25 protein-coding genes are annotated in these 23,890 nt (G+C 54.1%); 11 read left to right on the top strand and 14 right to left on the bottom strand.

The window, feature by feature from the left end; translation table 11 throughout:
• Nucleotides 1-211: 211 nt before the first annotated feature.
• Nucleotides 212-1,396: a NupC/NupG family nucleoside CNT transporter gene (locus HX773_RS15630; RefSeq protein ID WP_176972265.1), complete on the bottom strand. Its 1,185-nt coding sequence runs from the start codon at nt 1,394-1,396 to the stop codon at nt 212-214.
• A 144-nt stretch (nt 1,397-1,540) separates the two neighbouring features.
• On the opposite strand from HX773_RS15630, the gene rph reads away from it, so the two are divergent.
• Both rph and pyrE read left to right on the top strand, forming a co-directional pair.
• Nucleotides 1,541-2,257 carry a ribonuclease PH gene (gene rph, locus HX773_RS15625; protein WP_101760691.1) on the top strand — a complete coding sequence of 239 codons (717 nt, stop codon included), beginning with the start codon at nt 1,541-1,543 and terminating at the stop codon, nt 2,255-2,257.
• 49 nt (nt 2,258-2,306) lie between these two features.
• Entirely contained in the window at nt 2,307-2,948 is a 642-nt protein-coding gene (gene pyrE, locus HX773_RS15620; protein ID WP_008109749.1) for an orotate phosphoribosyltransferase, read from the top strand.
• A 153-nt stretch (nt 2,949-3,101) separates the two neighbouring features.
• Here pyrE and slmA read toward each other — a convergent pair whose 3' ends face one another.
• From slmA to coaBC, 3 genes are all read right to left on the bottom strand, one after another.
• Nucleotides 3,102-3,698, bottom strand: a complete 597-nt coding sequence (gene slmA / locus HX773_RS15615; RefSeq protein WP_008109747.1) for a nucleoid occlusion factor SlmA — start codon at nt 3,696-3,698, stop codon at nt 3,102-3,104.
• A gap of 116 nt (nt 3,699-3,814) precedes the next feature.
• Nucleotides 3,815-4,273, bottom strand: a complete 459-nt coding sequence (dut, locus tag HX773_RS15610; RefSeq protein WP_176972264.1) for a dUTP diphosphatase — start codon at nt 4,271-4,273, stop codon at nt 3,815-3,817.
• Nucleotides 4,251-5,471: a bifunctional phosphopantothenoylcysteine decarboxylase/phosphopantothenate--cysteine ligase CoaBC gene (gene coaBC / locus HX773_RS15605; protein WP_176972263.1), complete on the bottom strand. Its 1,221-nt coding sequence runs from the start codon at nt 5,469-5,471 to the stop codon at nt 4,251-4,253. Before coaBC ends, dut begins: the two co-directional genes overlap by 23 nt.
• 185 nt (nt 5,472-5,656) lie before the next feature.
• On the opposite strand from coaBC, the gene radC reads away from it, so the two are divergent.
• The 4 genes from radC (at nt 5,657) to mutM (ending at nt 7,851) form a co-directional block, all read left to right on the top strand.
• Nucleotides 5,657-6,313 carry a DNA repair protein RadC gene (gene radC, locus HX773_RS15600; protein WP_176972262.1) on the top strand — a complete coding sequence of 219 codons (657 nt, stop codon included), beginning with the start codon at nt 5,657-5,659 and terminating at the stop codon, nt 6,311-6,313.
• A gap of 243 nt (nt 6,314-6,556) precedes the next feature.
• Nucleotides 6,557-6,793 carry a 50S ribosomal protein L28 gene (gene rpmB, locus HX773_RS15595; RefSeq protein ID WP_007885297.1) on the top strand — a complete coding sequence of 79 codons (237 nt, stop codon included), beginning with the start codon at nt 6,557-6,559 and terminating at the stop codon, nt 6,791-6,793.
• Between the two features lie 11 nt (nt 6,794-6,804).
• Nucleotides 6,805-6,972, top strand: a complete 168-nt coding sequence (gene rpmG, locus HX773_RS15590) for a 50S ribosomal protein L33 (protein ID WP_001051798.1) — start codon at nt 6,805-6,807, stop codon at nt 6,970-6,972.
• 69 nt (nt 6,973-7,041) lie between these two features.
• Nucleotides 7,042-7,851 carry a bifunctional DNA-formamidopyrimidine glycosylase/DNA-(apurinic or apyrimidinic site) lyase gene (gene mutM / locus HX773_RS15585; RefSeq protein ID WP_008109739.1) on the top strand — a complete coding sequence of 270 codons (810 nt, stop codon included), beginning with the start codon at nt 7,042-7,044 and terminating at the stop codon, nt 7,849-7,851.
• A 1-nt stretch (nt 7,852) separates the two neighbouring features.
• On the opposite strand, the gene coaD is transcribed toward mutM, so the two are convergent.
• From coaD to HX773_RS15555, 6 genes are all read right to left on the bottom strand, one after another.
• Nucleotides 7,853-8,338, bottom strand: coding sequence for a pantetheine-phosphate adenylyltransferase (coaD, locus tag HX773_RS15580; RefSeq protein ID WP_110868213.1), 486 nt, complete (start codon nt 8,336-8,338; stop codon nt 7,853-7,855).
• Complete coding sequence (locus HX773_RS15575) at nt 8,335-9,111, bottom strand: glycosyltransferase family 2 protein (protein ID WP_176972261.1); 777 nt, start codon at nt 9,109-9,111, stop codon at nt 8,335-8,337. The genes coaD and HX773_RS15575 overlap by 4 nt, the downstream gene beginning before the upstream one ends.
• Nucleotides 9,112-9,114: 3 nt before the next feature.
• Complete coding sequence (gene waaA / locus HX773_RS15570) at nt 9,115-10,389, bottom strand: lipid IV(A) 3-deoxy-D-manno-octulosonic acid transferase (RefSeq protein ID WP_007885304.1); 1,275 nt, start codon at nt 10,387-10,389, stop codon at nt 9,115-9,117.
• An 85-nt stretch (nt 10,390-10,474) separates the two neighbouring features.
• Nucleotides 10,475-11,608, bottom strand: coding sequence for a glycosyltransferase family 4 protein (locus HX773_RS15565; RefSeq protein ID WP_176972260.1), 1,134 nt, complete (start codon nt 11,606-11,608; stop codon nt 10,475-10,477).
• Nucleotides 11,601-12,677 (bottom strand): putative lipopolysaccharide heptosyltransferase III, encoded by a 1,077-nt coding sequence (gene rfaQ, locus HX773_RS15560; protein WP_176972259.1) that lies wholly within the window; start codon nt 12,675-12,677, stop codon nt 11,601-11,603. Before rfaQ ends, HX773_RS15565 begins: the two co-directional genes overlap by 8 nt.
• 73 nt (nt 12,678-12,750) lie before the next feature.
• Nucleotides 12,751-13,740 carry a glycosyltransferase gene (locus HX773_RS15555; RefSeq protein WP_176972258.1) on the bottom strand — a complete coding sequence of 330 codons (990 nt, stop codon included), beginning with the start codon at nt 13,738-13,740 and terminating at the stop codon, nt 12,751-12,753.
• A 165-nt stretch (nt 13,741-13,905) separates the two neighbouring features.
• Between HX773_RS15555 and HX773_RS15550 the strand changes: the two genes are divergently transcribed.
• A complete protein-coding gene (locus HX773_RS15550) occupies nt 13,906-14,925 on the top strand; it encodes a glycosyltransferase family 9 protein (protein ID WP_176972257.1) in 1,020 nt (339 codons plus the stop codon).
• Here the strand turns inward: HX773_RS15550 and HX773_RS15545 are convergent.
• The 3 genes from HX773_RS15545 to HX773_RS15535 all read right to left on the bottom strand — a co-directional run bounded on the left by HX773_RS15545 (nt 14,922) and on the right by HX773_RS15535 (nt 18,335).
• Nucleotides 14,922-16,028 carry a glycosyltransferase gene (locus HX773_RS15545; protein ID WP_176972256.1) on the bottom strand — a complete coding sequence of 369 codons (1,107 nt, stop codon included), beginning with the start codon at nt 16,026-16,028 and terminating at the stop codon, nt 14,922-14,924. The genes HX773_RS15550 and HX773_RS15545 overlap by 4 nt on opposite strands.
• 73 nt (nt 16,029-16,101) lie before the next feature.
• Entirely contained in the window at nt 16,102-17,130 is a 1,029-nt protein-coding gene (gene tdh / locus HX773_RS15540) for an L-threonine 3-dehydrogenase (RefSeq protein ID WP_176972255.1), read from the bottom strand.
• Entirely contained in the window at nt 17,127-18,335 is a 1,209-nt protein-coding gene (locus HX773_RS15535) for a glycine C-acetyltransferase (protein ID WP_176972254.1), read from the bottom strand. The genes tdh and HX773_RS15535 overlap by 4 nt, the downstream gene beginning before the upstream one ends.
• Nucleotides 18,336-18,566: 231 nt before the next feature.
• Between HX773_RS15535 and rfaD the strand changes: the two genes are divergently transcribed.
• The 4 genes from rfaD to HX773_RS15515 are packed head-to-tail and all read left to right on the top strand — an operon-like array spanning nt 18,567 to nt 22,657.
• On the top strand, nt 18,567-19,499 hold the full coding sequence (gene rfaD / locus HX773_RS15530; protein WP_008109718.1) for an ADP-glyceromanno-heptose 6-epimerase: 933 nt from the start codon (nt 18,567-18,569) through the stop codon (nt 19,497-19,499).
• 17 nt (nt 19,500-19,516) lie between these two features.
• Entirely contained in the window at nt 19,517-20,560 is a 1,044-nt protein-coding gene (gene rfaF / locus HX773_RS15525; protein WP_176972253.1) for an ADP-heptose--LPS heptosyltransferase RfaF, read from the top strand.
• A gap of 2 nt (nt 20,561-20,562) precedes the next feature.
• Nucleotides 20,563-21,561: a lipopolysaccharide heptosyltransferase RfaC gene (gene rfaC, locus HX773_RS15520; RefSeq protein ID WP_176972252.1), complete on the top strand. Its 999-nt coding sequence runs from the start codon at nt 20,563-20,565 to the stop codon at nt 21,559-21,561.
• Nucleotides 21,554-22,657 (top strand): glycosyltransferase family 9 protein, encoded by a 1,104-nt coding sequence (locus HX773_RS15515; protein ID WP_176972251.1) that lies wholly within the window; start codon nt 21,554-21,556, stop codon nt 22,655-22,657. Before rfaC ends, HX773_RS15515 begins: the two co-directional genes overlap by 8 nt.
• 3 nt (nt 22,658-22,660) lie before the next feature.
• Here the strand turns inward: HX773_RS15515 and HX773_RS15510 are convergent, their stop codons facing one another.
• The gene (locus tag HX773_RS15510) at nt 22,661-23,761 is read right to left on the bottom strand and encodes a glycosyltransferase family 9 protein (RefSeq protein WP_176972250.1); all 1,101 of its coding nucleotides are present in this window, start codon (nt 23,759-23,761) and stop codon (nt 22,661-22,663) included.
• Nucleotides 23,762-23,890: the final 129 nt, after the last annotated feature.

The raw sequence follows: 23,890 nt of genomic DNA, 5'->3' as shown, positions 1-23,890 counted from the left end.
GGATTGAGAGTTGAGAGGTTGGTCACTTAACTCATCTACGAGAGACTGACAAATAATGCCACTCAGTTAAACATTCATTTGCATATGTATGCAGGTGCGCAAGAATGCGCACCCTACGAAAAACGCGCCAATCCTTTGTAGGGTCGCCATTTATGGTGACCGAAAGATGCTTAACTGACGAGCATTACGGCCATGCAGCCGCCATGCGTTATCAGATAAACAGCCCGGCAAACGCGGCCGAGAGCAAGCTCACCAGCGTAGAGCCATACACCAGCTTCCAGCCAAAGCGTGAAACCACATTGCCCTGTTTTTCGTTCAGGCCTTTAATCGCACCGGCAACGATGCCGATTGAAGCGAAGTTAGCGAACGACACCAGGAACACCGACAGAATCCCCAGTCCGCGCGGCGTCATCTCAGCCGCCACTTTCTTCAGCTCGATCATCGCGACAAATTCATTTGCTACCAGTTTGGTGGCCATAATACTCGCTGCCTGCAAGGCATCGGCGGAGGGAATGCCAACCAGCCACGCAAACGGATAGAAAACGTAACCGAGCAGTTGCTGGAAGCTGTAGCCAAATACCGCAGAAAACAGCGCATTGATCGCTGCAATCAGCGCGATAAAGCCAATCAGCATCGCCATGATGATCATCGCCACTTTAAAACCGGCGAGAATGTATTCGCCCAGCATCTCAAAGAAGCTCTGATCTTCGTGCATCTTATCCAGCGCAATCTGCTCTTCATTTTCCGGACGGGTTGGATTGATGATCGACAGGATAATAAAGGTGCTGAACATATTGAGCAGCAGCGCCGCAACCACATATTTGGCATCAATCATCGACATATACGCGCCAACAATCGACAGCGAAACCGTCGACATCGCCGTCGCCGCCATGGTGTACATACGCGGTGCGGAGATATCGGCAAGAATGCCTTTATAGGCGATGAAGTTTTCCGACTGGCCGAGAATCAAGGTGCTGACGGCGTTAAACGACTCCAGCTTGCCCATGCCATTCACTTTCGATAACAGAGTGCCAACGGCGCGAATCAGCAGCGGCAGAATGCGCCAGTGCTGCAAAATGCCGATCAGTGCGGAAATAAACACAATCGGGCAGAGCACGCCGAGGAAAATAAAGGCTAATCCCTGATCCGCCATATTGCCGAAGACAAAGTTGGTCCCTTGCGCGGCGAAGGTTAATAAGGTTTCAAAGAAGCCGCCCACCGCAGAAACCACCGATTGGCCGCCCGACGAGTGCAGGAAGAACCAGCCCAGCGCGGCTTCGACAATCAGCAGCTGAATAATAAAGCGGGGACGAATGCGTTTGCGGTCGTGGCTGACCAACAGCGCAAGGGCAAAGATCACCACCAGCGCCAGCAGGAAATGGAGTATCGCGATCATCATTTATCTTTTTAAGGGAGGAAACGCGCATTTAGCCACAGCCACCACAGAATTTCATCCAGGATTGTGGCGATCGCGGGCGGGACAGCCGCAGCTGAAGTCCGTATAATGCGCAGCCAAACCTAAGCAAGCCGGAGAGAAACCATGCGTCCAGCAGGCCGTAGTGCATCTGAAACACGTCCCGTCACACTCACTCGTCACTACACCAAACATGCAGAAGGCTCTGTGCTCGTTGAATTCGGCGAAACCAAAGTGCTGTGCACCGCAACCGTCGAAGAGAGCGTGCCGCGTTTCCTCAAAGGCAAAGGTCAAGGCTGGATTACCGCGGAATACGGCATGCTGCCGCGTTCTACCCATAGCCGCATGGCGCGTGAAGCCGCCAAAGGCAAACAGGGCGGACGTACGCTGGAGATTCAGCGTCTGATCGCCCGTTCACTGCGTGCGGCCGTGGATTTGCAAGCGCTGGGTGAATTCACCATCACGCTGGATTGCGATGTGATTCAGGCCGATGGCGGTACGCGTACTGCATCCATTACCGGTGCCTGCGTGGCGCTGGCCGATGCGCTGAATGCGCTGGTGGCGGCGGGCAAGCTGAAAGCCAGCCCGCTGAAAGGCATGGTGGCGGCGATTTCTGTCGGCATCGTCGGCGGTGAAGCGCTGTGCGATCTGGAGTATGTGGAAGATTCCGCCGCAGAAACTGACATGAACGTGGTGATGACCGAAGACGGTCGCATGATTGAAGTGCAGGGCACCGCAGAAGGCGAACCCTTCAGCCACGACGAGTTACTGCAGCTGCTGGCGCTGGCGCGAGGCGGCATTGAGCAGTTGATTCAGGCGCAGAAAGCGGCGCTAACTAATTGATGTAACAGGCGACCATAGAGTCGCCTTTTCTTTATTTGAGGAGTGAGAAATGAAAGCCTGGCAGCGTCAGTTTATTGAATTCGCCCTGAACAAAGGGGTGCTGAAGTTTGGTGAGTTCACCCTGAAATCGGGACGTAAAAGCCCCTATTTCTTCAATGCCGGTCTGTTTAATACCGGTCGCGATTTAGCGCTGTTAGGCCGTTTCTACGCGCAGGCGCTCGTCGATGGCGGCGTTGATTTCGATCTGCTGTTTGGCCCGGCGTACAAAGGCATCCCGATTGCCACCACCACTGCGGTAGCGCTGGCCGATCATCATGAACGTGACGTGCCTTACTGCTTTAACCGTAAAGAAGCCAAAGACCACGGCGAAGGCGGTTTGCTGGTGGGCAGCCCGCTGCAAGGCAAAGTGATGCTGGTGGATGATGTGATCACCGCCGGTACCGCGATTCGTGAATCAATGGATATCATCAGTGCGCACAACGCGACATTGGCGGGCGTGTTGATTTCGCTGGATCGTCAGGAACGCGGCCGCAGCGATATTTCGGCGATTCAGGAAGTGGAACGTGACTATAAGTGCAAAGTCACGGCGATTATTACGCTGGCTGAGCTGATTGATTACCTGGAAGAGAAGCCGGAGATGGCTGACCATCTGGCGAAAGTGCGCGCGTATCGTAAAGAGTACGGAATTTAAAGATGAGAGGGACAGTGCGTGCTGTCCCTCACCCCGACCCTCTCCCGCAGGCGGGAGAGGGAGACGCTGCCATATATTCGATCAATCAGCGCCGATCGGTTCCCTCGCCCGCTTGCGGGAGAGGGCTAGGGTGAGGGGCAGCGACCTGGGAAATTAAACCAACTGCGCCGCCATCAGCGGCCAGCGGCTCTCGAAATCTGCGGTCGGACGAAAGCGGAATTCGGAGCGCACATAGCGCGACAGCAGCCCTTCACAAAACGCCAGTAACTGGCTCGCCAGCAGCGTTTCGTCGTTCTGGAAACCTTCACCATCACGCATTTTCTTCTCGCGCATCACCTGACGCAGCTGCACTTCAATACGCTCGAACAGCTGATTGATACGCCCTTGCAGGCGATCTTGTTCAAACATCAGCGCGTGACCGGTCAAAATGCGCGTCAGCCCCGGATTACGCTCACCAAATCCCAGAATCAGCTGCACGATTAAACGCAGTCGCGTCAGCGTCTCTTTTTCATCTTTCAGGATCAGATTGATGCGGGTAATCAGACTGTCTTCAATAAACTCGATCAGGCTGTCAAACATGCGCGTTTTGCTGGGAAAGTGGCGATAAAGCGCCGCTTCCGACACGCCGACATTCGCAGCCAGCTTCGCGGTGGTGATGCGCTGACTGCCATCGCCCGACTCCAGCATTTGCGCCAGTGCCTGCAAAATCTCTTCGCGACGATTCCGTTTCGCGACTTTTTTTTCTGCCATGACCTTCAACACCCCTGAAATTCACCAAAAACAGGCAATACTGCCTCATCTGCCACAGACATAGCGGCCTGTGGCGACAAGAAATAAAAAGATGGCTAAGCGAAAAGTGTCGCGTATTACTGACGGCCTGAGTGACCGAAGCCGCCTGCGCCGCGGTCGCTGGTGTCAAAATCTTCCACCAGGTTAAATTCGGCCTGTACCACTGGCACGAAGACCAGCTGTGCCAAACGGTCGCCAGGTTGCAGCGTGAAGCTGTCCTGACCGCGGTTCCAGACAGAAACCATCAGTTGGCCTTGGTAATCAGAGTCGATTAAGCCAACCAGGTTGCCCAGCACGATGCCATGCTTATGGCCAAGACCGGAGCGCGGCAAAATCACCGCAGCCAGGCTTGGATCGGCAATGTGAATCGCCAGGCCAGTCGGCACCAGCGTGGTCATGCCCGGTGCGATTTCCAGTGCGTCATCAAGACAAGCGCGCAAATCGAGACCTGCGGAACCCGAGGTTGCATAAGTCGGCAGCGGGAATTCGTTGCCCACGCGTGCATCAAGAATTTTAACGTCGATTTTTTTCATCATAACGGCTGACAATCTCGTCTATTAATTGTTGGCCAAGGAGCGTCTTATCACTGAGCGGTAAGACTTTTTCTCCTTCCTGCCAAAAAAGGTGAAGAGCATTGGTGTCGCTATTGAAGCCCTGACCCGCCTGCGCCACATCATTAGCACAAATCAGATCCAGGTTTTTTCGCACCCGTTTTTGCCGCGCGTATTCTTCCACATTCTGGGTTTCGGCAGCAAATCCCACAACATAAGGGCGATTTTCCTGCAGCGCCGCTACGCCTGCGACAATATCGGGGTTCTTCACCAACTGCAGCGTGACGCTATCGTCGCCACCCTGTTTTTTGATTTTCTCTGCGGCAATGTTAGCCGCCCGGTAGTCTGCCACGGCTGCGCTGGCAATGAAAATATGTTGTTGCTGGATTTGCGCCATCACCGCCGCTTCCATCTCCAGCGCGCTGTCGACGTCCACGCGTTGCACGCCAGCTGGCGTTGGCAGCGCCACCGGACCGGCAACCAGCGTCACCTTGGCACCGCGTTTGGCCGCAGCCGCAGCAATCGCAAAGCCCATCTTGCCCGAGCTGTGGTTGCTGATATAACGCACCGGGTCCAGCGCTTCGCGGGTTGGACCGGCGGTGATCATAATGTGGAGATGTTGCAGATCGTTGACGGGCGCAGCCCATTCAAGCGCGTGCGCCACAATCGCCAGCGGATCGAGCATGCGGCCGGGACCCATATCGCCGCACGCCTGGCTGCCGCTGTCGGGGCCCCAAATCAGCACGCCGCGCTGATGCAGACGTTGCAGGTTCTCTTGCGTGATCGCCGCGCGGTACATCTGTTGATTCATGGCCGGGACGATGGCAACCGGCGCTGCGCTTGCCAGGCACGCGGTAGTGACCAAATCATTTGCCATACCGGCAGTGACGCGGGCAATCAGATCGGCAGTGGCCGGCGCCAGCACAATTAAATCTGCCCATTTCGCCAGTTCAATATGGCCCATCGCCGCTTCGGCTGCCGGGTCGAGCAAATCATCAAATACTGGATAACCGGAAACCGCCTGCAGGCTTAGCGGGGTAATAAAGGCTTTGGCCGCTTCGGTCATCATTACGCGCACATCAGCACCGCGATCGCGCAGCCGACGCACCAGCTCCGGCGCTTTATATGCAGCGATGCCGCCGCTCACGCCCAGCAGAATTTTCTTTCCGGCTAATCCCGTCATGTTGTTCGCCTCAAAGCAGATTGCCGCGTCAGGGGCGGCAGATGCAGGCAACTTTATCACAAAATCCGCAGCGCGCCTTTTCACTGCCTGCGGCCTTTGCGAGCCGGCTCTGAAATCGTTCACCGCGTGCTGGCGCTGACTGTGGCTGACGCGCAGAATCGCCGCAACGCAGGGAGGAGATGGTCATGACGGAACTGGCACCACGGGAAAAACTGATGTTAATGGGCGCTGAAGTGTTGAGTGATGCTGAGCTGCTGGCGATTTTTTTGCGTACCGGCATCACCGGCACCAGCGTGCTGCTGTTGGCGCATCAGATGCTGAACGAGTTTGGTTCGCTCTATCGCATTATGACGGCCAGCAAAGAGGAGCTCGGGCAGATTAAAGGCGTGGGCAGCGCCAAAATGACGCAGCTGTATGCCATCGCCGAACTGGGAAGGCGATTTTTTGCCAGTCAGCTGGCGCGGGAAAACGTGATGGAGAATCCGCAGGTGACACGCCATTACCTGCAAAGCGTGCTGGCGCATCAGGAGCGCGAAGTGTTTATGGCGCTGTTCCTTGATAATCAGCACCGCGTCCTGCAGGCGCAGAAGATGTTTTCCGGTTCGATTGCCAGCGTGGAAGTTCACCCGCGCGAAATCGTGCGCGAAGCGCTGAAACTCAACGCGGCGGCGGTAATTCTGGCGCACAATCATCCGTCGGGAATCGCTGAACCCAGTCGCGCCGACCGCGATATTACGGGAAAAGTCGGGCAAGCGTGCGCGCTGCTCAATATCCGTTTACTTGATCATTTGGTGATCGGTCACGGCGAGTTTACCTCTTTCGCCGAGCGCGGTTGGTTGTAATTCATCGATTCAACTGAACAGAAATAGGGCATTTTTGCGCGATCCAGAGGGATCTTTATCTGTTCGGGACTTGAGCACTCGGGCTGAGCGGCGTATACTACGCCACCTTTGAGAATCTCGGGTTTGGCGTTTGGGCCAGCTTAGCGGGTTCACATGGAACTCGCCTGGGCGGGCTAAGGCCTGACGAGGCGGCCAAAACCTAGTTTTTAAAGCTCGAGCTGATTTGATTTTTGGAGAATAGAAATGTCACGAGTCTGCCAGGTAACTGGAAAGCGTCCGGTAACGGGTAACAACCGTTCCCACGCAATGAACGCGACGAAACGCCGTTTCCTGCCGAACCTGCACTCTCACCGTTTCTGGGTTGAGAGCGAAAAGCGCTTCGTTACTCTGCGTGTATCTGCTAAAGGTATGCGTGTTATTGATAAAAAGGGCATCGATACGGTTCTGACCGAAATCCGCGCCCGTGGTGAGAAGTACTAAGGAACTGAATCATGGCTAAAGGTATTCGTGAGAAGATCAAGCTGGTTTCCTCTGCTGGTACAGGTCACTTCTATACCACCACGAAGAACAAACGTACTAAACCAGAGAAATTAGAACTGAAAAAGTTCGATCCGGTTGTACGTCAGCACGTGATCTACAAAGAAGCTAAAATTAAGTAATTTTAGTGTTCTGTGAAAAACCCGGCTTCGGCCGGGTTTTTTGTTTCTGCGATTCGTTGAGGAGATGAAATGCCTGAATTACCTGAGGTAGAAACCAGTCGTCGCGGTATCGAACCCCACATGGTCGGTGCCACGATTCTGCATGCGGTGGTGCGCAATCCACGTTTGCGCTGGCCGGTCTCGCATGAAATCCACGCGCTGAGCGACCAACCCGTATTGAGCGTGCAGCGTCGCGCTAAATATCTGCTGCTCGAACTGCCGCATGGCTGGATCATCATTCACCTCGGCATGTCCGGCAGTCTGCGCGTGCTACCTGGCGAACAACCGGCCGCCAAACATGACCACGTCGATCTGGTGATGAGCAACGGCAAAGTCCTGCGCTACACCGATCCACGTCGTTTTGGCGCCTGGCTGTGGAGCAATGATCTCGCAGGCAGCAGCGTGCTGGCGCATCTCGGTCCGGAACCGCTCAGCAGCGAATTTGATGGTGCCTATCTGTTTGAAAAGTCACGCGGCAAACGCACCGTGATTAAACAGTGGCTGATGGATAACAAAGTGGTGGTGGGCGTCGGGAACATCTACGCCAGCGAATCGCTGTTTACTGCCGGGATCTTGCCCGATCGTTCGGCAATGAGTTTGAGTCAGGAAGAGGCCGAGCTGCTGGTTAACACCATTAAAGCGGTGCTGTTACGTTCGATTGAGCAGGGCGGCACCACGCTGCGAGATTTCCTGCAAACGGACGGTAAGCCAGGCTACTTCGCGCAGGAGTTGCAGGTTTATGGTCGCGCCGGCGAACCTTGTCGTGCCTGCGGTACGCCGATTGTCAGCGGCAAACATGGTCAGCGCAGCACCTTCTGGTGTCCACGCTGCCAGCACTGAGTTAAGGCTGCGCCAGTCGCGCCAGTAACGCCTTGTGCACAACGGCAGGCAGAAATGCCTGCACGTCACCGGCATGGCGCGCGACTTCTTTGACCAGCGAAGAAGAGACGAACGAAAAACCTTCTGACGGCATCAGGAACACGCTCTCCAGCGTGGGTAACAGATGACGATTCATCTGCGCCAGCTGCAGCTCATATTCAAAATCTGACACCGCACGCAATCCACGCACTAGCACATTGGCATTCTGCGCCTGGGCAAAGTTCGCCATCAGGTCGCTAAACCCGATCACCTCGACATTCGGCAGATGTGCCGTCACCTGACGCGCCATATCCACGCGCTCATCCAGACTGAACAGCGGCTTTTTACTCGGGCTGGCGGCAATCGCCACGACGATGCGGTCAAACATTTTCGCTGCACGCGTCACAATATCCAGATGACCCAAGGTGAAGGGATCAAAGGTGCCGGGATAAATCGCTTTCGTACTCATACGCGACCTTGTGTTGAGGTGTGATGCAGCGCCCAGAGCGCCGAGTATTTGTTGAAAGTGTACTGCGCGTTAACCACCGCCAAAATCCAGCCCTGCTTGCCATCGAGAAAACCGGCGCGCAGCAGCAGCGTTTTAACAAATGCGCCGAGCGTGTGGCTAAAGATTGATAACAAGCCGCAGCGTTTGCCGCGCTGGAAACGCTCCTGCGCCCAGGCTTCGGCATAGTTCATCTGCTTACGCTGAAAGGCAATCAGGTCACGACAGGTGAGATGCTGCAGATCGCCCGCCAGCTTCACCACCGGCGCTCCTTGCGTCTCCAGTGATTCGTGCACCAGATTGTCGTTGTAATTGAGCTTGCGCGGATAGAGGCGCATAACGCGATCGGGGTACCAGCCGCTGTGGCGCATAAACCGGCCGAGAAACAGATTGCTGCGACCGAGGCTGTAAACGTTGTCCGAGGCGGGCTGCGCGAGAACCTGCTCAATAGCGCGACGCAGTTCGGGTGTGACGCGCTCGTCGGCATCGATCATCAAAATCATCTCGCCTTGCGCATGGGCCTGCGCGCGCTGGCGCTGCTTGCCAAATCCCTGCCAGCCTTCAGCCTGGAAAACCTGCGCGCCCTGTTCGCGAGCCACCTGCACCGTGTTGTCGCTGCTGCCGGAATCGAGCACCACAATCTCATCCGCCCAACTGACAGAAGCCAGCGCCTCCGGCAGCAGTTCAGCTTCGTTTTTGGCGATCATCACCACGGAGAGACGTTGGCGTTGCGACATGAATTAATGAGCTCGCGGCGGTAAGTGAGGTTCGAGTAACTGTAGCAGACGCTGTAATGCGCCCTGATTTTGATGCAGCACTTCCACAGCATGACGGCCGTAATAGCGGCGATAATCGTCATCCTGCAGCAAATTAGCGACCTCTTTCTGCAGCGATACCACGTCAGTGACGGTAATCAGCCCTTCGGCCTGCTGCAGCTTGGCGCAGATATCTTTGAAGTTCCAGATGTGCGGGCCCATCAGCACCGGAATGGCATGTGCTGCCGGTTCCAGCGGATTGTGGCCGCCGCGCTCAACCAGGCTGCCGCCAACAAAGGCGAGGTCGGCGATGCCGTATAGCATCATCAGTTCGCCCATGGTGTCGCCAATCACCACTTGCGTGGAGCTTGAAGGAATTTCGCCGCTGCTGCGCAGGGTAAAGCTGAAGCCGCGTTTTTGCGTCAGGTCGCAGGCATCTTTGAAACGTTCCGGATGGCGCGGCACCAAAATCAGCAGCAGATCGGGGAACTGTTGCAGCAGACGACGATGGGCATCGAGCACAATCGCCTCTTCGCCTTCGTGAGTGCTGGTCGCGATCCACACCGGACGACGCGATGCCCACTGACGGCGCAGCGTGACCGCTTTTGCCGCCAGCTCTGGCGTCACGGAGATATCAAACTTGAGGCTGCCGGTAACGGTGAGATGCGAACGTTTCAGGCCAAGGCTGAGGAAACGGTCGCCATCTTCGGCGTTTTGCGCGGCAATCAGCGTGATGCGCTGCAACAAGTCGCGCATGAAGCCGCCGAGCTTTTTGTAGCCTTTGGCCGAGCGCTCAGACAGGCGCGCGTTGGCAATCACCAGCGGAATCTTGCGCTGATGCAGAATACGGATAATGTTTGGCCACAGCTCGGTTTCCATGATGATCACCAGTCGCGGATCGACGGTATCGAGGAAACGGTTGATCGAACCCGGCAGATCGTACGGCAGGTAGACGTGGTGCACATCTTTACCAAACGCTGACTGCGCACGTTCGGAACCGGTTGGCGTCATGGTGGTGACGGTAATCGGCAGCGTTGGATAACGGTGGCGCAGCGCGCGTACCAGCGGCACTGCCGCCAGCGTTTCGCCGACGGAAACCGAGTGCAGCACAATGCCATGTGGCAGCACTTTTCCGCTGCAATAGCCGTAGCGTTCTGCCCAGCGTTTACGATAAGCCGGTGCTTTTCGACCGCGCAGCCACAGGCGCAGCCAGATCAGTGGCTGAATCAGGTAGAGCAAGGCTGTGTATAGAGTCGTCATAGTTACCGTTACGACAGAATCGCGTCAAAAAACAGATGAAAGGCGGCATGTTATCAGAAATTAACCGCCTGCTCATACCACTTCGTCAGCTGGTCTGCAGCACTTGCTGATACAGCGAGGTTAGCGCTTGCGCCAGCCGCTGCGGACCATAAGGTTCAATTCTGCGACGTGCGGCTTCGCCCATGGCAGAATTGTGTGAAAGCGCCGGTGTTGCCAGCACGGCTTCGTTTAACGCGTTGATATTTAATGCATCGCAGACAAAACCTTCCTGACCCGCAGTGATAAACTCTGCGCCGCCGCAGCCGGTGCTGGTGATCACCGCCAGACCGCAAGCCATCGCTTCCAGCACCACATTTGGGAAGGGATCATAAAGCGTAGGCAGCAGCAGCGCATCGGCTGCATGGTAGAACGGCTGCACATCCTGCTGCACGCCGACGAAGCGTAAGCGATCGAGGCAATTCAGCTGGTTTGCCAACTGCTGATAGCGCGACAGCTGCTTATCCTGGCCGACCACCACCAGATAGCGATCGCTTTTCGCCACCGCTTCAATCGCCGCTTTTAAGCCTTTGCGCTCAAAGCCCGAACCCACGTAAATCATTACCGTGGCATCTTGCGGCAGTTTGAGCTGCTGACGTGCGGCATGGCGCAAAGTTTCACTGGCGGGCTGGAAGCGTTGGCTATCAATCGCGTTGTGAATGACGTGGATCTTGCTGGCATTGAGCGAGAAATTACGCAAAATATCCTGCTTTACCATCTCAGAGTTGCAGATCACCGCTTTCAACGATGGCGCGTTAAACATCTCGGCTTCGGCCTGCAACACGTAGCGATGATAAGGACTGATTTGCGTGCTGAAACGCTGCCACGGCGACACGATGCGCGCGCGCTGTTCCAGCCATACACGATGCACGCCATCACCGGCGCGAAAGATATCGCAGCCGGCAATGCGTTCGTGGCTTTGCACGATATCGAACTTCTCGCGTTCCCAGCATTCACGCGCCGCTCGCGCAAAACCGCGCTCGCGCGAGATGCGACCGAATTTCGCTGGATTGCAGATGTGCAGATGCCAGGCCGGATTCGGCGTGCCCTGCCAGCTGCGGGTGATGATATTGAGATCGAGCTGCTCGCTATCCAGCGCTTCCAGCGCACGCGAGATAAAACGTTCGGCGCCGCCGTCTGGGCGGTATTTCTGCCGGACAATCGCCAGGCGTAACTTACTCATGCAAAAAACTCCGGGCGGCAGCCACCACATCCTCAACGGGAATGGCAGAAAGATAGCGCTGTTGTGTGTTGGTATCGATGTCGTCTGGCGAGGGCAGCGGGCCATAATCACCGGCCCAAATCACGCGATTGTGATCGCCCCACGGACGCCAGTGTTGCAGCTTGGTGGGTCCAAACAGCGCGAGACACGGCGTTTCCAGCGCGGCGGCCATATGCATCGGCGCAGAATCTACGCCGATAAACAGCTGTGCCGCATCAATCAGCGCCGCCAGCTGCGGCAAGGATAACTCTCCAGCCAGCGACACTACGTTGTGGCTGCGAAACAGCGACTGAATATTGGCGATCATTGCAATTTCTTTCTGGTCCGGCGCCGCGGTCAGCACCACGGTGCGGCCTTCGGCAGCAAGTGCATCGATTAGCAGTGCGACTTTTTCATCTTCCCAGCATTTGAACAGCCAGCGTGAAGTGGGTTGCACCACAACAAACGGCATTTTCACCGCATGCTGAGCCAGTACATCCTGCACTTTTTGTTGATCGGCTGTGCTGAAATGCATTGAGGCTTTTGCGCCAGCGGCGCTGATGCCCAGCGGCTTCAGCGCGGCCATATTCTGTTCGACGGTATGCAGCTGATTATGATCTTCCGTACTGACCAGCTGATTGTGTATCCAGCGCCATAAGGCGTTATCACGTTTGCGGAAGGCAAAACCGATGCGCACCGGCGCGCCAGAGAATCCGGTAATGATGGCGCTGCGCCACTGATCGGCGAGGTTAATCACCAGGTCATAACGACAAGCGCGCACCGCGGAAAGCAGGGCCATTTCATGGCGGAATTTCTGCCAGCCGCCTTCCTTCTTCCAGTTGCGATCGATGATGTGTAACTGGCGTATAGCTGGATGTGCCTCCAGCATTGGACGGGTTTCTTTGTACAGCAGAACGTCGATGTTCGCCTGAGGATAGCGTTGGCGCAGCGCGTTAATCGCGGGCGTGGTCAGCAGCATATCGCCGTGATGGCGCAGCTTGATCAGCAGAATATTATTCGGTGCAAATTGGTCTGGAATCGGGCTTGCCATACTCAAATGATCTCAGAATTCAGTCAGCTGATTGTAGGGCAAACCCCAAAGGCGTGAAAGCCAGACGCGGCGCTTATTTCTTGCGCCAGCGATAAATCCGGCTCATCCACAGCAGCAGTTGATACCATTGTTGAATACCGCGCGCGTTACGCAGCATGCGCTTGTGAGTTTGCGTGGCGAACAGATCGGCAATCATCGCCTGACGTGCGCTCTCTTCGGGCTCGCGGCGAATACAGTGGCAGACGCTGAGCGCCTCATGCGTAATCTGGTAGTGAAATGCCGGGTAGATTTTTACCTTATGTCGGTAGCGTGCATTGAGCTCTTCCAGCAACTGCGCGATTCTCAGGTAATGACGCTGATATTCCACGTTGCGCTGGCCAGTGCGCTTACGGTTGCTGATCGAAGCATCATGCATGTAATAGCAATACAGCACTTTATCGGTGTAACGCACACGTTGGGCATTGAGCATGAACTCGGTGGTCCACGGAATGTCCTGATGATGCAGACCGGGTTCAAAGTAGAGTCTGAGCTGTTCGATCAATTCTCGGCGGTAAATGCCCAGCCAAACCACATGCATATAGCGATGGGTTTGCAGTGCCTTATTGAGCCACTCAGGACCGCTAAGTACCTCGGTGCTGGTGAGGCGATCGAGCGGAATCAATGGTTTCACTTGCTGGCTGGCTTTGAAAAACCATTCCGCGTTGCACTGTGCGGCATCGAGATTGTCGCGCTCCGCCATCTCAACCAGCGTTTGATACATCGCGGGATCCATGGTGTCGTCAGCATCCGGAAACGAAACGTACTTACCGCGCGCCACCGCTAAGCCCGCATTACGTGCGCGCGAAACGCCGCCGTTGGCCTGGTGGATAACACGCACATGCGGGTGCTGCAACGCGTAAGCGTCAGCACGCTCGCCCGAACCGTCAGTGGAGCCATCATCGACAATGATGATTTCCAGTGAGGTGAGAGTTTGAGCCAGCAGCGAATTCATAAACGTCTCAAACATCACGCCAGCGTTGAAAAGCGGCGTGATGACCGAGAGCAAAGGGATATTTTGCGACATTGTTCATCTAATAATTTACAAATTTATTACATCAATTATTAGTAAGGAATTCAGAACTTTTTGCACATTAATGGTCAAAAACCTTTTGTTCCCTGGTTTTCCGCATTTTTTTTGAGTTTGTCTTAGTGGATAAGCGAGACAACACTCCTCAATCTGGGCATCAGCATGAAAAATATTCTCGTGATTAGGCGCGATAACATTGGCGACATGGTGTGTACCACGCCGCTACTGGAAGGATTAAAACGGGCCTTTCCCGAGGCAAAACTGACCTTGTTGGTAAATAAAGTTGCTGAGGATGTGGTGAGCCATAATCCGCATGTTGATCGCCTGTATGTTTACAAGAAAGCCAAGCACCGCGCTAAAAATGAAACCACGCTGGGTGTCTATTGGCAGCGAATAAAGGTCATGCTGGCGCTGCGTAAAACGCGCTTTGATGCCACGATTCTGGCGAATCCTGTGCCGTGTAAATACAGTCTGCGATTGGCGAAAATGGCCGGTGCAGGGAACGTGATTGGCGCGGCTCAGGCTGATGCGCAGCTTGATCATCCCTTCCAGAAAAGTGATTTTCACGGCGAGCATCAGGTTGAACACACCTACTCTTATCTCTCAGCATTAACCAGCACTCCGCCCGCTGTACCCGCTGTGAATCTCTATCTCTCCGCCAGCGAACGTGAAGCGGCTGGCAAACGAATCAGCGCTCTGTTCCCCTCATTGGGCAAGGTTTACGGTGTGCACATCAGTAGCCGCAGCCCAAAGCGCCGCTGGCCGGTTGCATCCTATGCGGCTTTTATCAATAAGCTGCTGGAAGATGAGCAGGCGCGCGTGCTGGTATTCTGGTCGCCGCAGGGAACGCTCGATCTCAATGATAAAGGCGATGCAGCACGCACCGATGAGCTGATGCAGTTGGTCAATTCGCCGCGTGTGGCGCGCTATCCCACCGCATCAGTGCGCGAACTGGTGGCGGGTTTTGATCGTTGTGAGCAGATTCTGTGTAGCGATGGCGGGCAGATGCATCTTGCCGCAGGGCTGCATAAAAAGCAGGTGGTGTTTTTTGGTGATACCAATGCCAGCCGGTGGCATCCGTGGTCAGGGGAATATCAGATCATGCAGACCGCTTCGGGCGAATGTCGCGATGTCTCGCTAGAAACGGTCTGGCAGGCATGGCAGCAATTACAGCAGCGTTAACGTGACGCCAGCTCAACATATTGACGGCTGATAGCCGTCACATCGTAATGGCTCAACGCCTGTTCATTGATGGCTGGCAACTGGTCGTAAACCTCGACCATCTTGCTGGCTAAGGCACCTGCATCGATCTCAGTGAGCATTTCAGGCATGCCGGCTTTCACCAGAATTTCTTCCGGTCCGCCGGGGCAGCGCGTGCTGATTACCGGCGTGCCCAGCATCAATGATTCCACTATCACATTGCCAAAACCTTCGCTGTCCGAACTCATCACCATCAGATGTGCATGTTTGATGTACGGGAAAGGGTTGGATTGAAAACCAAGAAACAGCACGCGATCGGCAATATTAAGCGTCTGTGCCAGCTGTTTCGCTGCGGCAATGCGTTCTTCGGTACCGGTGCCAAGCAGCACCAGCTTAGCGCGCGATGCTAGGCCTGATTGGGCAAAGGCTTCCAGCAGACGATCCTGGCGTTTTTGCGGATGGATGCGCGCCACGTTAATCAGATACTCGCTGCTAGCCAGATCGCAGGGTTCGTTTGCGCGCGTGCGTAACGTATTTAGATCAAAAGGATTATTGATGACTGCGGTTTTGGCGGGATGCACATCCATTACATCAACCATGTCATCCAGCACGGCTTGCGAAACAGCGGTGATATTACGATGCTGATAAATACCCGCCATCTTGCGTTTTTTTAACCAGTAGTTGAGTCCTTTACGATGACCCAAATAGGTTGAAGAGAGTACGCCATGGATGCAGAACCACAAGCGCGCCGGATCAATAGCGTTACTACGCGCGACGATGCGGTCGGTTTTGTGCAGATTGGAGATGACCAAATCGTACTTGCCGTGCTGTGCTTCATCCTGACGCAACACTTCATCAAGCTTACTGGCACGGCGGGAAAGCTCGGTCAACTTGCGCCACGGCGCACGGCTTGGCGCGGTGATCACGCGGTATTCAACGCCTTCCGGCAGCGTGTAGGCGCAGGTCTCATCCAGAGAATAGAGCGTGACATGATGTCCCATTTTATGAATCGATTCGCTCAGGGTTAACACGACTTTTTCCGCGCCGCCGCCCGGTAAACCATCAATAATCATCAAAATGCGCATGTCACGTCCAAATGAGTTGCTGAATAGAGCGCCCTTTATACCGTTTAGGTCATCGGGACGCCACACCACAGGTTTAATCCCAGCTCAACACCACTTTGCCGGATCTTCCCGAGCGCATCTCTTCAAAGCCCTGCTGGAACTCATCGATGTGATAGCGATGGGTTATGATAGGCGTGAGATCGAGGCCGGACTGAATCAGCGCCGCCATCTTGTACCAGGTTTCGAACATCTCACGGCCGTAGATGCCTTTAATGAACAAGCCTTTAAAGATCACCTGATTCCAGTCGATGGACATCTCGCCCGGCGGAATGCCCAGCAGCGCGATGCGGCCGCCGTGGTTCATCACCTCCAGCAAGGTGCGGAACGCCGGTGGCGCACCAGACATCTCCAGACCGACATCAAAACCTTCGGTCATGCCGAGTTCGGCCATCACGCCACGCAGGTTTTCCTGCGCTACGTTGACGGCGCGCGTTACGCCCATTTTGCGCGCCAGATCGAGGCGATAGTCGTTGATGTCGGTGATCACCACATGGCGTGCGCCGACGTGCTTACACACCGCCGCCGCCATGATGCCAATCGGCCCGGCACCGGAGATCAGCACATCTTCGCCCACCAGATCGAACGACAGCGCGGTGTGTACCGCATTGCCAAAGGGGTCGAAAATCGCCGCCAGCTCGTCAGAAATGTTGTCGGGAATTTTGAAGGCGTTAAACGCCGGAATCACCAGATATTCGGCAAAGCAGCCCTGACGATTGACGCCAACGCCTACCGTGTTGCGGCACAGATGCGTGCGTCCGGCGCGGCAATTACGGCAATGACCGCAGGTGATGTGGCCTTCACCGGAAACGCGATCGCCAACAGCAAAGCCCTTAACTTCCTGACCCATTCCCACCACTTCACCCACATATTCGTGGCCGGTGATCATCGGCACCGGAATGGTTTTGCGCGACCAGTCATCCCAGTTGTAGATGTGCACGTCGGTGCCGCAGATAGCGGTTTTACGAATCTTAATCAGCAGGTCGTTATGGCCGGGTTCGGGAATCGGCGCGTCCCTGACCATCCAAATGCCTTCTTCGGCTTTTAATTTGGCGAGTGCTTTCATTTCCCTGCTCCTGAAATAACGCCCAGCTGTTGACCAATGCGGGTGAAGGCCGCCACGGCGTGCTCCAGCTGCGCCTGCGTATGTCCGGCAGAGATCTGCGTGCGGATACGCGCCTGACCTTGCGGCACCACCGGATAGAAGAAGCCTGTGACGTAGATTCCTTCCTGCTGCAACAGGGTGGCAAATTGCTGCGCCACTTTGGCATCGCCTAGCATCACCGGGATGATGGCGTGATCGGCGCCGGCCAGCGTGAAGCCTGCGGCCGTCATCTGTTCACGGAAGAAGCGGGCGTTTTCCCACAGACGCTGACGTAAACCGTCGCCTTCGCTCAGCAACTCCAGCACGCGCAGCGAGGCAGCCACAATCGCCGGTGCCAGCGAGTTGGAGAACAGATAAGGACGCGAGCGCTGACGCAGCCACTCAACCACTTCTTTCTTCGCCGCCACGTAGCCGCCGGATGCGCCACCCAGCGCTTTGCCCAGCGTACCGGTCAGAATGTCGACGCGATCCATCACGCCGCAATATTCGTGCGTGCCGCGTCCGGCAGAACCGACAAAGCCCACCGCATGGGAATCATCGACCATCACCAGCGCATCGAACTCATCGGCCAGATCGCAAATGCCCTGCAGATTAGCAATCACGCCATCCATCGAGAACACGCCGTCGGTGGCAATCAGGATGTGGCGCGCGCCTTTGTCGCGTGCTTCCTGTAAACGCGCACGCAGCTCACTCATGTCGTTATTGGCGTAACGATAGCGCTGCGCTTTACACAGACGCACACCATCAATGATCGAGGCGTGATTGAGGGCGTCGGAAATAATCGCGTCTTCGGCGCTGAGCAGCGTTTCAAACAGGCCGCCGTTGGCATCAAAGCAGGACGAGAACAGAATCGCCTCTTCCATGCCGAGGAACTCAGCCAGCTTATGTTCCAGCTGCTGGTGGATGTCTTGCGTGCCGCAGATAAAGCGCACCGACGCCATGCCAAAACCGTGCGAATCCATGCCGTCTTTCGCCGCCTGGATCAATGCCGGATGATTGGCTAAACCCAAATAGTTATTGGCGCAAAAGTTGATGACGGGCGGGCTGTTGGCAACGTTGATTTCTGCCTGCTGCGCCGACGTGATGGTGCGTTCTTGTTTGAACAATCCGTCCTGACGTGTTGTCTCAAGTTGTTGACGAATTTGCGAATAAAACTGACTGGACATGATTCTGCTCCTCAGATAGCAAAATTTTGGCACATATTACTGATCGAAAAGCGAATAGACGATATTTCAGCCATCAATATCTCGGTTTTGCAGCATAGTTCACGCTGCGAACAGGATTTGTGCAGCGCATACGGAGTCATCTGGCTGCCTGCGTCTGGCTGAAATGTTATGATGATAGGCATTCGTGGGTGAAACCTCCTGTTTCCCCCCAACTCTTTAAAGGCAAAGCATATGATTATCGTAACCGGTGGCGCTGGCATGATTGGCAGCAACATTGTTAAAGCGCTCAACGACCGCGGTCTGACCGACATTTTGGTGGTGGATAATCTGAAGGATGGCACCAAGTTCGTGAATCTGGCGGATCTCGACATCGCCGATTACATGGATAAAGAGGAATTCCTCAGCTACATCATGTCTGGTGAAGATCTCGGCCCCATCGAAGCCGTTTTCCATGAAGGTGCGTGTTCCGCAACCACCGAGTGGGATGGCAAGTACATGATGGATAACAACTATCAGTACTCGAAAGATCTGCTGCACTTCTGCCTCGAGCGCGAAATCCCGTTCCTTTACGCCTCTTCTGCTGCCACTTACGGCGGACGCAATGAGAACTTCATCGAAGAGCGCCAGTACGAGCAGCCGCTGAACGTTTACGGCTACTCGAAAATGCTGTTCGATCACTATGTGCGCCAGATTCTGCCTGAAGCTGAATCGCCAGTGTGCGGCTTCCGCTACTTCAACGTGTACGGTCCGCGTGAAGGCCACAAAGGCGGCATGGCGAGCGTCGCGTTCCACCTCAACACGCAGATCAGCAACGGTGAAAATCCAAAACTGTTCGAAGGCAGCGACGATTTCCGCCGCGACTTCATCCACGTTGATGACGTGGTTGCGGTAAATCTGTGGTGCTGGGAAAACGGTGTTTCCGGTATCTACAACTGCGGAACTGGCCGTGCTGAATCTTTCCAGGAAGTGGCGGATGCGGTGCTGAACTTCCATCAGAAAGGCCAGATTGAATACATTCCGTTCCCGGACAAGCTGAAAGGCCGTTATCAGGCGTTTACCCAAGCCGATCTCACCAATCTGCGTGCAGCCGGTTACGACAAGCCGTTCAAAACCGTCGCGCAAGGCGTGGGCGAATACATGGCCTGGCTGAACCGTAACGCATAAGGAAACCGGCAGCAGCGATGAAAATTCTGGTTATTGGCCCATCATGGGTCGGCGATATGATGATGTCGCAAAGTCTCTATCGCACGCTCAAGGCTGAGCATCCTGAAGCGGTGATCGACGTGATGGCGCCGGCCTGGTGCCGCCCATTGCTGTCGCGTATGCCGGAAGTGAATCAGGCGCTGGCGATGCCGCTCGGCCACGGCGCATTGGCGCTAGGCGAGCGTCGTCGTTTGGGGAAAACCCTGCAGGCCAGCGGCTATGACCGCGCCTATGTGCTGCCGAACTCCTTCAAATCTGCGCTGGTGCCGTTTTTCGCCGGGATCAAACGTCGCACCGGCTGGCGTGGCGAGATGCGCTATGGCGTGTTGAATGATGTCCGCGTGCTGGACAAAGCGGCCTTTCCGTTGATGGTTGAGCGCTATGTGGCGCTCGGCTACGACAAACCAATTGCTTCCGCGCAGCAGTTGCCGCAGCCCTTGCTGTGGCCGCAATTGCGTGTCGATGAAGATGAAAAGCGGATGACGGCGGCGCAGTTTGCGCTGTCCGCCGATCGTCCGGTGATTGGATTTTGTCCGGGCGCAGAGTTTGGCCCGGCGAAGCGCTGGCCGCACTATCATTATGCCGCGCTGGCAGAGCAGCTGATTGGCGAAGGTTATCAGCTGGTGTTGTTCGGTTCGGCGAAAGATCGTGAAACCGGCGACACCATTGTGCAGACGCTGTCAGAAGCGGCGCGTGCGCACTGCAAAAATCTGGCGGGTGAGACGCAACTCGAGCAAGCGGTGATCCTGCTGGCGAACTGTGCAGCGGTGGTCAGTAACGATTCCGGTCTGATGCATATCGCCGCGGCGTTGAATCGTCCGCTGGTGGCGCTGTATGGCCCAAGCAGCCCGGACTTCACGCCGCCGTTGTCTCAGCACGCGCGCATTATTCGTTTGATCACCGGCTATCACAAAGTCCGCAAAGGTGATGCCGAGCAAGGTTATCACCAGAGCCTGATTGATATTCAGCCAGCGCGCGTCCATCAGGAACTGAGCGCGCTGTTGCATCCGGTGCAGGAGTAAAGATGCACGTTTTGATTGTTAAAACCTCCTCAATGGGAGACGTGCTGCATACCTTACCGGCGCTTACGGATGCGATGCAGGCGATCCCTGGCATCAAGTTTGATTGGGTGGTTGAAGAAAACTTCGCTCAAATTCCAGCCTGGCATCCTGCGGTCGATAAAGTGCTGCCGGTGGCGATTCGCCGCTGGCGCAAGCACTGGTTTGGCAGCCAGCAGCGTGAAGAGCGTGTGCAATTTAAGCGTGAGCTGCAATCGCGTCAGTATGATGTGGTGCTGGATGCACAAGGTTTGATCAAAAGCGCCGCGCTGGTTACGCGCCTGGCAAAAGGCGAGAAGCACGGGCAGGACAGCCGCAGCGCACGTGAACCTTTCGCCAGCTGGTGGTATGACAAACGCCATGAAATCAACAAGCAACAGCATGCCGTCGAACGCACGCGCGAGCTTTTTGCCAAAAGCCTCGGCTATGAAAAGCCTGCAACGCAGGGCGACTACGCGATTGCCGGTCATTTCCGCTCTACGCTGCCCAACGACGCTCAACCTTATCTGGTGTTTCTGCACGCCACCACGCGTGATAACAAACACTGGCCGGAATCACACTGGCGTGCGCTGATTGAGTTAGTGCAGCCAACAGGATTGCGCGTGAAATTGCCGTGGGGCGCAGAGCATGAACATCAACGCGCACAGCGTCTGGCCGAAGGCTTCGACCATGTTGAAGTACTGCCAAAGTTAACGCTGGAGCAGGTGGCGCAGCAGTTAGCCGGCGCGCGCGCGGTGGTGTCGGTGGATACCGGTTTAAGTCATCTGACGGCGGCGCTGGATCGTCCGAATATCACCTTGTTTGGTCCCACCGATCCGGGATTGATTGGCGGATATGGCAAGAATCAGCATGAATTAAAGGCGCAGGATAACAATCTTTCATCGGTTACTGCGCAACAAGTCTTTACTCAGCTTGAGAGCTTATTACACTCCTCTGAAAATTCCGGACAAACCAGCCGTGGATAAGAAAAAAAAATTTGCCAGGCTTCGTGCGCTAAATCGTCAGCGTAATTATTTGATGAAATCGCTACGCTTACACATTGCACGGCTGATATTAGATCATCGCACTAAGCGAGAGTTTGCTATTTCTGATCGTAAATCGGTTCTTTTTTTACGTGATGACGATAAAATCGGCGATATGGTCGTTTCAACCTCACTATTTCGTGAATTCAAGCGCGCGGGTTATGTTGTTGATGTTTTGGCAGGAAAAAATAATGCCAAAATTATCGAATTCAATCCTTACGTGAATAAGTATTACGTAGTGGAAAAAGATAACAAGCATAAGCTTGAGCAAGCTAAAGCTCTGGCGAAAAATAACTATGATGTGGTTATCGATATGGGAGACAAAATATCTCCCTTCCACTTGCTGTTACTTAAGAAACTCGATGCCCGTAATGTCGTTGGATTTAATAAGGCAGGCTTCAACATCTATAACAAGTCATTAGATTATCTCGGATACTCTAGTCACGTTACAGAACGTTATCAGTTACTAATGGAGAGTTTTGATTTTATCTCATTCAGTACGGATTATGATATTCATGTGCCTGACTCGGTGCGCAGTGAAATTCATGACTTTATGTCGGCTATCGCAGCGCCATATAAAGTTGTTATAAATCCCTATGCAGCCGATCCTCGTCGGGATATGTCGCTGACGCAACTGAAAGCATTAATCGAAAAAATTAAACGCGAATGGGATCAGGTTGAAATTATTCTGGTGGGTGATCCTGCAAGAATTAGTCAGTTGACGCATCTGGATGCGGTCATTAATCCTTATCATACTTTGACCAGTGCCTGTGAGATTGTGCGTTTGGCGGACATGGTGATTTCACCTGACACGGCGATTGTACATATTGCTGCAGCATGGAAGAAGCCATTAGTGAGTTTATATGGCAATGACCTTCACGGTGAATATGTTAATAGTAGGGTTTGGGGACCGGGATACGATGCCGCTCGCCAGCTCTATACCATAGATAAACATCATCCGGTTTCATCAATTGAAGTGGATGACATTATCCTTACCATGAAGGAGTTGAGCGTCCTTTGCTGCTGCCGAACGCAATAAATATTAGTGCTTAGGTGACTCTATTACTGCCAGTCTGCCCGATATTTTTTCGATAACAATACTGGGCTGAATAACGTCCATGATGTGTTGGTGTTCCTGATGATTTTTATCTGGAACAACATGGATGATATCGTGTAATTCGGGATTCTGCAGAGGACCAGTAGCGTAGGGATTTGCTGTAGTAAATAAGCCCACCGTTGGCGTTTTGATGGCCACTGCAATATGTAAAGGCCCGGTGTCGCCAGTCAATAGCACATCCATATTATTGAGCAGTGCTGTCAGTTCAGGCAGGCTGGTATTTCCTACGCGATCACTTACCTGAGCATGCAGTGATTCCGGTAAATGTTGGAGAAACGTTTCCGCACGGTGTTTATCATCCGGACCACCGATAAGAATAATGCGTAAATCTGCATGTTCTGAGCATAATGAAGCAGCAACTGAAGCGAAGTTTTTTGGTGACCAGCAACGTTCGGCTGTTGATGCACCTAATTGAAATCCAACCACCGGTGAGCTATTAACCGATTTTTCAGCAACAGGCAACGGCATCTTCATCTCAATATTTGATGTATCACATCCCAAACAACTTACTAATGAAAGCTTGCGCTCAATGATATGGCCGCGAAAATCGATGAGGTACTTTGATAACCATTTGTCGCGGTAATTAAAATGGTCAACGTAATTATCTTTGATAATACACTTTGAACCTGCCAGCAATGCAGCAATATAGTCGTAAGGTTCATGGGAATGCAACAGAAGCGTTAAGTCAGGTTTGGGAAACTTGCCTAAATTTTTAAGCATGTCAGGCAAAGTAATGGCTTTATTATTCCAGAAAACCAAATTATCCCAATCTTCACCATTTTTTAGAAACTCAGAGAATTTTTGGTGGGCAACAAGTGTAATAATGGCAGCAGGATAGCGTTTTCTAACGGCGCTTATCGCGGGTGAGTTAAAAAGAAAGTCACCTAATGCCGTAGTGGAAAAAATAACAACATGACGCGCATCGATATTCGCCAGATCGGGAAGTGTTTGCAGTGGATTCCCTTTCACTAGCATGTACAGCCTGATCGCTTTATCAAGCGCTTTTATTTTCCACAGTTTACGCATTATAAGAACTCATTCCATCATCATTAAAATTCTCAAATTCAAGTCACTAAGACCTGCATCCGTTTTATAAGTTTCATTTTTCCGAATGTGTCGTTGCTAAGTGGCCCGGAACGATGTTTGCGGGCCACA

Origin of the sequence: Pantoea sp. B9002, assembly GCF_013385945.1 — a bacterium.
GTDB lineage: Bacteria > Pseudomonadota > Gammaproteobacteria > Enterobacterales > Enterobacteriaceae > Pantoea.
This window is presented reverse-complemented; position numbering and strand designations above follow the sequence as displayed.